The following is an 8974-nucleotide window of genomic DNA, read 5'->3' on the forward strand; positions in this document are numbered from 1 at the left end:
GCCGAGCCGGCTGAACCCGTCCCCGGCGACGACTGCGGACGCCCCCGCCCCCACCCTCACCCCCACCACCCCGTCCCCGGAACTTCCGTGCACAGGAAGGGAGTTGGACCGGTAAAGGGAGAGCCGAAGTATGGGAAGCAAGGGAAGTAAGGGGAACCCCGTGAGAGAGCACGGTTTCCGCGCCGACGAGATCGACACCAGCCGACCGCACCCCGCCCGGATCTACGACTACCTGCTCGGCGGCGACGACAACTACGAGGTCGACCGCCGGGCCGGCGAACAGCTCGTCGCGTCGGCCCCCGAGGCGCGGATCGGCGTACGGGCCAACCGGGCCTTCCTGCGCAGGGCCGTCCGTCACGTCGTCGGCACCGGCGTCCGCCAGCTCCTGGACATCGGCACCGGCCTGCCCACCGCACCGAACGTCCACGAGACGGCCCGCGAGGTGGTCCCGGACGTCCGCGTCGCCTACGTCGACAACGACCCGCTCGTGCACACCCACACCGGCGCCCTGCTCGACGGGGACGACACGACGGGCATCGTCCTGGCCGACCTGCGCGCCCCCCGGGCCATCCTGGACGACCCCGGCGTACGGGCCGTCGTCGACTTCGACGAACCAGTGGCCCTGCTCCTGGTCGCCGTCCTGCACTTCCTCACGGACGCCGACAAGCCGCAGGAGATCATCGCCACGCTCCGCGACGCCCTGGCACCCGGAAGCCACCTGATCCTGTCCCACGCCACCGGGGACTTCGCCGACCGCAGCGGGGCGGCGGCCGTCTACAGCAAGGCCACGGCCTCCATGAACCTGCGCGGCCGTACCGAGATCGAGAGCTTCTTCGACGGCTTCGAGCTGATCGATCCGGGCGTGGTCCAGGTCCCGTTCTGGCGCCCGGACACACCCCCGCCGCCCCGCTCGCACGAGATCGGCTTCTACGGCGGAGTGGCCCGCAAGCTGGACTGAGACCTCAGCTCTGGTACGGCTGCTGCGGGGCCTGACCGCCGTACACCTGACCCCCCTGCCCGCCACCGGCGGCGGCCTGCGTCTGAAGGTGCTCCGCCTCCTGCGCGCTCAGCTTGTTCTCCGCACCGCAGAAGGTGCACTGCGTGGCGTACTTGGTGGAGATCGGGAACAGCGGCACGAAGAACAGCGTGAACTTCGTGACGCGCTTGCGCAGGGTGTGCGCGGCCGGGTTCCCGCACCGTCCGCACACCAGGGTGAGTATCGCGAGCTGGTACAGGTACCCCTTGGTGCCGAAGAGGATGAACATGGTGCCGCCTTCCGGGATCGGTGCTTGAGAGGCAGTATCCCCGCACCGGGTGCCCGCTCCGAGGACTGTGCTTCAGGATGCCTCGCTCCCGAGCCGGCTCAGGGCCTGCATGGCCTCGCGCTCGATCCGTGACAGTTCGAGGAGAGTGGCGCCCGCCTGGGCGAGGTACTCCTCCTCGCCCGACTCACCGGCCTCGGTGATCAGCGCCGCGACCCGTGTCCACAGGGCTGCCGCCTCGGCGTACAACCGGTGCCCGGTGCGCAGATGACCGCTGTCGACGATCTCGGAGCACTCCGCGAGGAAGTCCCGGTACAGATTCCGGAACAGCGCACCCCCGGTACCGGCCCTCTCCATCAGCAGGGCGGCCTGCGGCAGATCGCGCCCGGGGTCGTCACTCCGCCGAAGCCAGGCGCGTACGGCCTTCCCGGCCTTGTCGATGCCGCGGTGCCCCAGGTTGGCGATGGGCGGATCGAGGAAGGCGCGGGCACAGTCGGTGATGGCGGGAACGATCCGTGTGTGCGCGGCGGGCAGCCCCGGCGGCACGGTGACGGTGAACGACCGGTGCCTGGCAGCCATGGGCCCCCGCGCGGCCCGAGCCTCGGCAAGACTGCCCAGACTGGTCGTGACGGCACCCCCCTGCTGCTCGGTGTCCACGAGGTGGGCGACTTCGTCGTCATAGCCGTACAGGGCGACGACATGCCCTCCGAAGTGCACCTTCGCCGTGAAGTACTCCAGGTGGTAACTGTCGAGCTGGAGCCCGACGGGCCGGCCGCCCTCGACGGCGGCCACGACATCGGCCCACGCCTTGCGCGGCGAGGTCGTCTCCCGCACCTGCAGTTCGAACCCCATCACCTCAGCCAGATTCCTGCTGAGCTCGAACGGCTTCACCCGCCCCCCGAGAAACGGGAACCCCATGTTCTTGCTGTCCCAGTAGACGAAGGACAGCCCCCGCCCCAGCCCGAAGAGCATGGGCTCGGAGAGATCGACCCCCTGATGCCGGAGCAGCACACCGAGGGCGGTGGTCTCGCAGTGGTGGAGGCCGCGGGGGGTGATGCCCTTGACGATGGTCACGCGAGGTTCTCCTCAGAGCTTGGGCTCTACTGGGAAGGGCAGCTTGTCCGCCCAGCCGGCCAGGGCCGCGGCTGCGGTTTCACGGGCCTCGCCGCCCGCGGAGGTCTCCCTGAGGAGGGTCCGTTCGGCGTTCGGGAGGGCGAGTTCGCGGTAGTACTGGAGGTCCTCGAAGCCGTTGACGGCGACGTCGTGGCTGGTGGCGGCGTACACGAGACGAGGGATGCGCGCCCAGTAGCAGGCGGTCAGGCACATGGGGCACGGTTCGCTGCTCGAGTACAGCACCGCGTCCTCCATCAGATGGCGCCCGAGCTTCGTACCGGCGGCACGCAGGGCCATGACCTCGGCGTGTGCCGTGGGGTCGCGGAGCTCGACGACCGAACTCGTGCCGCTGGCGACGACTTCGCCGTCGATCACGACGATCGCGCCGAACGGGGTCTTGCCCTCGTCCTCGAGAGCGTGCCGGGACAGCTCGATGGCCTGGGTGAGGAAGTCGTGGTCCTGAGGGGTCTCGGGAGCGTAGGGCACCTTTTCTCCAAGTGTTCCGTCGAGCCGGTCGCGGGTGCGCTTACATGTAGATGGAGGGGTCGGCGTCGCCGAAGGGGCCGTCGAAGTCCATGTCGTAGCCGGTGAGGGGTGTGGTCGCCCCGGCGGTGGTGACGGTGCGCAACGCCACTCCCGCCTTCCGGGAGTCCGTCCAGTCCCCGTACTTCAGCAGTTCGACCATATCCGGGATGTCTGCGCCGGACTGGTCGCCGCGGAGTATGAGCCGGTGGATGCGCGGGACTGCGGACGAGCCCGCCGGGCAGAGCAGGACCCCGGTGGCGGACAGCCGTTCGTGCCACTCGGCGAAAGCCCGGTCGACAGCGGGGGGTCGGGAGATCGTCTCGGGCGTCAGGGGGAGGTTGTGCAGGACGACGCGGGTGAGGGCGAGACGGTCTCCGCGTCGCAACTGGGCGGTCATGAGTGCTTGGTCGACCTCGTTGCGGAAGGCCGTGAACTCTGGTTGGAGCCAGAACTGGCCGCACTGCACGACCACGGCCGCTGTCACGTGCGGAGCTTCGAGTTCGGCAAGTCGTTCGCGCCACGAGGCCATGTCCACGACGGGTTCGGTCACGTTCCCTCCCGGGTGTGGGCGCCGACCAGTTGGAGGACAGCCAGACCGGTGACGAGTGCCTCGACGGGGTCGCTCTCCTGTGCGGCTCCGGGCAGGACCCGGTGGGCGAGGCGGGCGGTCGCGTGCAGAGCGGGAGCGGGGAGTACGGCGAGGAAGTCGCGCAGTTCGGAATCGCTCTCGCCGGGGGCCAGCGGGGCGAGGCGGCAGGCGACGGCGAGTACCATGGCGGCCGGCCGCCGCTGAGGCTCGACATGCGGCACGGGCGACCGGTACGTGCGGCCGCCTCGGGCCTGCCGTATTGCCGCGCCGGCCGAACCGGGAGGGTCGGCGCGGCAGACGAGGCTCAGGAGGGCCTCGCGGGCCTCGGCCGCCGTGGCGAAGTAACGGTGGGTGGCGAAGGTCCGCAGGTAGGCGCCCAACAACTGGTGGTCGGGCGTGAACTCGGGGCGTATCAGTTCCGGCGGATGAGGCAGCCGGGCGTCGCGCAGGGTCGCAAGCGCCGTCACCGAGACGAGGGCCCAGAAGTGGTCGTAGTCCTCCACCGGGCCGAAGACACGTCGGGCGGCGTCGGCCTCGGGAGTGGACAGGCGGCCCTGATCGCCGTACAGGGACTGACGTAACTGGCCGAGGATGGAGGCCCCGTCCCAGTAGTTGCCCATGAACTTGGTGCCGGTGAGGATCTCGTACGTCCCATAGAGCGCGCCCGCCTGATGGGCGCCGTGGAACTCCGTGAAGTCGCCCGTCCACAACAGTGCTTGGAGCGGGCTGGTGAGAATGGAACCGAGTTCGTCCTGGTGCGCGGCGGACTTGGGGTCGGGGTCGACGCAGCGCAGGATCTTCAGCCGGGCATCGGTGGTGAGCGCGGTCAACTCCCGGGCGGCCCGGCTGCCGGCGACACCCCGCACGGACATCAGCAGTGCGGTGTTTGCGAGCCACGCCAGGTAGCGGCTGAGGGCGCCGAGCGATGGAGCGGGGTCGGACAGCCGCCGGCAGTGACCGATCACGGAGTCGATGAGCGCGTGGGCGCAGGAGACGACCTGGATCGGGTCGGCACCGCCGGCGAGAGTGGCCCGCGCGAGGCGGTGCAGCACGTCGAGATGCACGGTGATGGCGTCGTCGAGGGCCTCCACCGGCACCTCCGCCCCCGCCAACTGGTCGACGAGATGTTGTACGGCGGTCGGGTCGTTGCTGGTGGCGGCCTGACTGACGGTCCCCAGATAGGAGTTGACGATGGGATCGTGCTCGAGGCCGGGGGAGGGAGAGCCGGAACGGCTGCCGGCTCCTTGTCGGGCGAGTGCGCCGGCCAGAGTGCGCCGCAGCAGTCGGTTGCGTCCACCGATGCTGGCCAGCCCGAAGAGCCGTACGAAGGAGAAGACTCCGTAGATGTTGGCCAGCAGGAACAACAGCGCACCGTAGCTGGCACTGGCGTCGTTCCCGCCGAGCAGTCCGCAGCCGGTGAACAGCGCCGCGAACCATCCGATGAGCACCCACTCCCGGAAAGCGATGTGCCCGTCGATCGCCCGTAAGGACGGCCAGGAACTCGCCGCGGAGAAGGTCAGAGCGAAGATGACCGCCTCACCGGTCAGCAGCGTCGCGAAGAACGCGACGCTGAACTGGGTCGCGTCGACGACGGCGTCATGGCTACGGGGACAGGAGACAGCGAGGAACGCTAGCCCCACGGCACACAGGAACAGCCAGATCTGTCTCCATACCTGCACTGTCGCTCCGCGTTCCCTGAGCCTCGGTGATGTGGCTCAACTCTCGCAGGCATGACGGTAGTTGCCAACAGGTGATCAGGTCGGTTCGGAGCCGACCGTTCAGTGCGGCAAGTCGAGGCTTGCCAGGAACTTTGCAGCCTAGTGGCCGCCATCCAGGGCGGACTTCTTCATCTGCTTCCGGAGGGCGGTCGGTGTGCGCCAGGATTCTCCGGGACGGCTCCTGTGACACATGCGGTGGCAGTTGGCGCATACGCAGGCGAGGTCGTCGAGCCTGGTCTCTCGAGTCCCGGAGGCGTAAAGGGGGGTGACGTGGTGCACTTCGATGTAACCCTCGCCCAGGTCCCCATACGTGCGGGCGAAGTCGAAGTCGCAGATCTCGCACCGGAGCGGACGCCCGTCACGCTGTACCTGCTTGATTTTCAGTGCTCGCAGCTTCGGGTCGCGCTCGCGGGCCAACGCGCGACGGACGAGGAGACGTCCCTCGATCGCGGATGCTCCGCTCTCGTCGACTTCATCAGGCTGCTGCGGGATGCGGTGCAGTTCGCCGGAGGCGATGCCTTCCTCAAGCGCCTCAGCGGCTTGAAGCATCTCGGCCTCCCTGTCGGAGAACGCAGCAATCATGAGAAGTGTCGGCTTGCCGCAGCGGGTGGCCTTGCCGGAGTACAGCCTGTGGTTCGACATGAAGTCGGTGGTCTTACGGCTCACGCTGTCCGGCGACCGAAAGCCGGGAAGGGCTCGTTCCTCCGGCGAGTGGATCGGCAGCGAGCGGATCAGCTCCGACAGCTCCTGGACCTCCCGGTCGTTGGTCCGCAGTTCGCGCCAGCCGTTCTTCACGACGAGGGCTCCGGCCAGTACAAGTTCGTCCTCAGTCCAGGCAGGTATCCGCATGTGCAATATCGTATGAGTGTTCGGCGTGACGGAGGGTGCGTTCAGCGAACCGCGGTGCGTACTGCAAACTTGGTGAGGTCTCGTTGTCAGTGGGGTCTGTCACCCTCAGTGATGGTGGATAGCCAGATGCGTCTGCCGTTGTACGACCGGAAGGAGGGGGCATGACCCGCATGAAAGATCGCAAGTACACCTCGGTGGAAGTCTGTGCCGGAGCAGGTGGGCAGGCGGTTGGCCTGCATAACGCGGGCTTCAAGCATGTCGCCTTGATCGAGATCGACAAGGATGCCTGCGAGACCCTCAGGGCCAATACGCAGAGCAACCCGGAATGGGCAGCCTGCAAGGTCATCGAAGCCGATCTGCGGCAGTTCGACCCTGACATCCTGGGCCTCACGCCTGGGGAGCTTGATCTTCTCGCCGGCGGGGTGCCCTGTCCTCCCTTCTCGGCAGCCGGGAAGCAGCTGGGCCGGGATGACGAACGAGACCTCTTTCCCACGATGCTGGAACTTGTTGACCGCCTGGCGCCCAAGGCCGTGATGATTGAGAACGTGCGCGGGCTGCTCGATCCGAAGTTCGTCGGGTATCGCCAGGAAATCATCAAGGAGCTCGAGTCTCTTGGGTACGAGGAGTGCTATTGGGACATCTTGGAGGCCAGGAACTACGGAGTTCCTCAGCTTCGGCCTCGCGCCATCCTGGTCGCCATGAAGCCCGAGTACGCACGCTACTTTGAGCACCACAAGCCTGCAGAGACCAAGGTGGTAACTGTGGGGGAGGCTCTTGAAGACTCCATGAGGCGGCGCTACGACGCTGTAGCGCATGACCCCAGGGCTGAGAGGGCTTTCAAGAATTGGTATGAGAAAGCGCTGGAAGGTGTGGCGCCTACAGTCGTCGGCGGTTCGAAGAAGCACGGCGGTGCCGACCTTGGGCCGACGCGCGCTAAGCGAGCCTGGGCCGCACTGGGCGTCTGCGGGATGGGCGTCGCCAACGAACCAGACGAGATCAAAGATGTGGAGCGTGATCTCTTCGCACCCGCCGGCCCCAAGCTCACGGTGACCCAGGCAGCGTTGATCCAGGGCTTCCCTGAGGACTGGAAATTCTCCGGGCGCAAGACCGCGGCGTACCGGCAGGTTGGCAACGCCTTCCCGCCGCCTGTGGCACAGGCTGTCGGTGACCAGATCTACGCTGCGTTCGAGGCTGCCGAGAAGGAGAAGAAGAACTGAGGCAGCGGGTCCTCATTCCCTCTCAGGGTTCCTCAGACGGCTGACCGTAGCGGCAATCTTCACCGCGCATTCCTCGGCGGGATCGTGTTCCCAGAACCGGAGCACGGTCCAGCCGGCTGCCTGAAGCTGTTCGTCGGTGTCCCGGTCACGAGCCATGTTGCGGGCGACCTTGTCCGACCAGTAGCCAGGGTTGGTCTTCGGGGATACGTAATGTTCCGGGCAGCCGTGCCAGTAACAACCGTCGATGAAGACCGCAACCTTCACGGGCCGGAAGACCAAGTCGGCCGTCCGGCGAAGATCAGGCAGGGGTCTCGCCGCTACGCGATAGCGCAAGCCCTGAGCATGAACAAGGCGTCGGACCAGGCGCTCGGGCGTGGTGTCGCGACTGCGAATCGCCTGCATGTTCCTGCGCCGGGCAGCGGATGAGGCCCACGAGCCACTGGGAGGCACCCAGGGCTCCGTGTCTCCCGCGGTGTTCTTCTCCATACTGCTCACGATACGTATGTCTCAAGCGTCGGATTCGTTGGCGACCTTAGGCAGCCGGGGCGCTTCTTCGGCAGGGTCGTCGGGGGTGGCGAGAACCCAGTACTTGCCGTCCAGTTCGACACGTGGCCGGTCGGCATGGTGAGGCTGGGCTTCAACTACGCGAAAACTTACGAACTCTCCGCGCTGGGGTACCTCCGCCCCGATCTGGCGGGCGATGGCCTGGTGCTTGCTGTAAGGGCCAGCGATCACGATTCCTTCTTTGCGCAGAACGGTCCGTGCGCGTCCATCCCCCTCGCGCAACCGCGCCATGTAGTCGAGCTGTTGAGCTGCGGTACGGACGGCTCCTCTGCCGATTCGCCGGTTCTGAACCAGTCGGAACAGTTCGATGACCCGCTGCTGTCCCTTGCGGCTTCCCTTGAGGAGAATCTGGCTGCGGGTGACTTCGGGAAGATGCAGAAGGACGTTTTCCGGAAGCTTTGCGTCTCGCCACAACCAAAAAATCTTGTCGCGGTGTTCAGCCTTTACTGTCAGCTTCTTGTCTCGGTTCCCTCCGGTGTTCAGCCACTCCGCCTGAACTCGGAAAAGGCCAGCGCTCCAACGACTCTTGTAGTCGTCCGCCCAGATGAGGAGACAGAGATATCCCATGGCTTCGGGCGGTATCATCCAGCCGCCGAAATCCTGAGAGAACTTGCAGTCAACGTCGATTCCGAGGATGCGGTAGTCCATCGGATGGTTATTCACGTCAGATCCGTCGTCAAATCTGAACTCGCGTTGCAGGTTGATCTCAACAAGGGTCCCCGCGTGCGTCTTTTCTGTCTTGAAGAGCTGCTTCCAGGCGTAACGGCCTGTCGCCTCGCCATTGAGCAACTGATCGATCGTGTCACGGAGTACCGCCGCGAACCGTTCGTCAGAGCGGTCAAGGCATCGGATGTGCTCGGCAACCTTCAGGAGCTCAGGATCCCGCTTGAGTAATTCCTGATTGGCGATCCAGGTTGCTGCCCTGGCATCTTCCTCAAATGGAAGCAATTCCTGTCCTAACGCAGATAGGTGCTGTGGTAGAAGGTCATGTCAAGGCTGCTGCTGAGGAGCGCCCACGTCGGCGACAACCGGTGGCCGACACTCGTGCAGCTCCGGTCCATCGGGAAGTAAGGGGCCGGGTCGTCCTTGGCCAGAGCCCTCACCCCGTCACTCCCCGTGACACCCCCCATACTCCCG

11 protein-coding genes are annotated in these 8974 nt (G+C 66.4%); 2 read left to right on the forward strand and 9 right to left on the reverse strand.

What is annotated here, in order from left to right; all coding sequences use genetic code 11:
* Window positions 1–130 precede the first annotated feature (130 nt).
* On the forward strand, window positions 131–958 hold the full coding sequence (locus AOJ26_RS37335) for an SAM-dependent methyltransferase (RefSeq protein ID WP_086724752.1): 828 nt from the start codon (window positions 131–133) through the stop codon (window positions 956–958).
* Window positions 959–962: 4 nt separating this feature from the next.
* Here AOJ26_RS37335 and AOJ26_RS37340 read toward each other — a convergent pair whose 3' ends face one another.
* The 6 genes from AOJ26_RS37340 to AOJ26_RS37365 form a co-directional block, all read right to left on the reverse strand.
* Window positions 963–1265 (reverse strand): zinc-ribbon domain-containing protein, encoded by a 303-nt coding sequence (locus AOJ26_RS37340; protein ID WP_053852796.1) that lies wholly within the window; start codon window positions 1263–1265, stop codon window positions 963–965.
* 72 nt (window positions 1266–1337) lie between these two features.
* Complete coding sequence (locus AOJ26_RS37345; RefSeq protein ID WP_053852797.1) at window positions 1338–2336, reverse strand: BtrH N-terminal domain-containing protein; 999 nt, start codon at window positions 2334–2336, stop codon at window positions 1338–1340.
* Between the two features lie 12 nt (window positions 2337–2348).
* Complete coding sequence (locus tag AOJ26_RS37350; protein WP_053852798.1) at window positions 2349–2861, reverse strand: nucleoside deaminase; 513 nt, start codon at window positions 2859–2861, stop codon at window positions 2349–2351.
* A gap of 40 nt (window positions 2862–2901) precedes the next feature.
* Window positions 2902–3450, reverse strand: coding sequence for a hypothetical protein (locus AOJ26_RS37355; RefSeq protein ID WP_053852799.1), 549 nt, complete (start codon window positions 3448–3450; stop codon window positions 2902–2904).
* On the reverse strand, window positions 3447–5168 hold the full coding sequence (locus AOJ26_RS37360) for a hypothetical protein (RefSeq protein ID WP_053852800.1): 1722 nt from the start codon (window positions 5166–5168) through the stop codon (window positions 3447–3449). Before AOJ26_RS37360 ends, AOJ26_RS37355 begins: the two co-directional genes overlap by 4 nt.
* A gap of 138 nt (window positions 5169–5306) precedes the next feature.
* Window positions 5307–6056: an HNH endonuclease gene (locus AOJ26_RS37365; RefSeq protein WP_053852801.1), complete on the reverse strand. Its 750-nt coding sequence runs from the start codon at window positions 6054–6056 to the stop codon at window positions 5307–5309.
* A gap of 161 nt (window positions 6057–6217) precedes the next feature.
* On the opposite strand from AOJ26_RS37365, the gene AOJ26_RS37370 reads away from it, so the two are divergent.
* The gene (locus tag AOJ26_RS37370) at window positions 6218–7273 is read left to right on the forward strand and encodes a DNA cytosine methyltransferase (protein WP_053852802.1); all 1056 of its coding nucleotides are present in this window, start codon (window positions 6218–6220) and stop codon (window positions 7271–7273) included.
* A 12-nt stretch (window positions 7274–7285) separates the two neighbouring features.
* Here AOJ26_RS37370 and AOJ26_RS37375 read toward each other — a convergent pair whose 3' ends face one another.
* From AOJ26_RS37375 to AOJ26_RS43675, 3 genes are all read right to left on the reverse strand, one after another.
* Window positions 7286–7759, reverse strand: coding sequence for a very short patch repair endonuclease (locus AOJ26_RS37375; RefSeq protein WP_078960176.1), 474 nt, complete (start codon window positions 7757–7759; stop codon window positions 7286–7288).
* A gap of 21 nt (window positions 7760–7780) precedes the next feature.
* Window positions 7781–8785 carry a NaeI family type II restriction endonuclease gene (locus AOJ26_RS37380; protein ID WP_053852804.1) on the reverse strand — a complete coding sequence of 335 codons (1005 nt, stop codon included), beginning with the start codon at window positions 8783–8785 and terminating at the stop codon, window positions 7781–7783.
* Window positions 8786–8793: 8 nt separating this feature from the next.
* The coding region (locus AOJ26_RS43675) for a hypothetical protein (protein WP_218780938.1) at window positions 8794–8974 on the reverse strand (181 nt) is incomplete at its 5' end.

Source organism: Streptomyces sp. NRRL B-24085 (assembly GCF_001282115.1).
Lineage (GTDB): Bacteria > Actinomycetota > Actinomycetes > Streptomycetales > Streptomycetaceae > Streptomyces.

Coding starts and splice junctions, on each gene's coding strand:
- AOJ26_RS37335 (WP_086724752.1), top strand. CDS start 131: ATGGGAAGCAAGGGAAGTAAGGGGAACCCCGTGAGAGAGCACGGTTTC.
- AOJ26_RS37340 (WP_053852796.1), bottom strand. CDS start 1,265: ATGTTCATCCTCTTCGGCACCAAGGGGTACCTGTACCAGCTCGCGATA.
- AOJ26_RS37365 (WP_053852801.1), bottom strand. CDS start 6,056: ATGCGGATACCTGCCTGGACTGAGGACGAACTTGTACTGGCCGGAGCC.
- AOJ26_RS37370 (WP_053852802.1), top strand. CDS start 6,218: ATGACCCGCATGAAAGATCGCAAGTACACCTCGGTGGAAGTCTGTGCC.
- AOJ26_RS37375 (WP_078960176.1), bottom strand. CDS start 7,759: ATGGAGAAGAACACCGCGGGAGACACGGAGCCCTGGGTGCCTCCCAGT.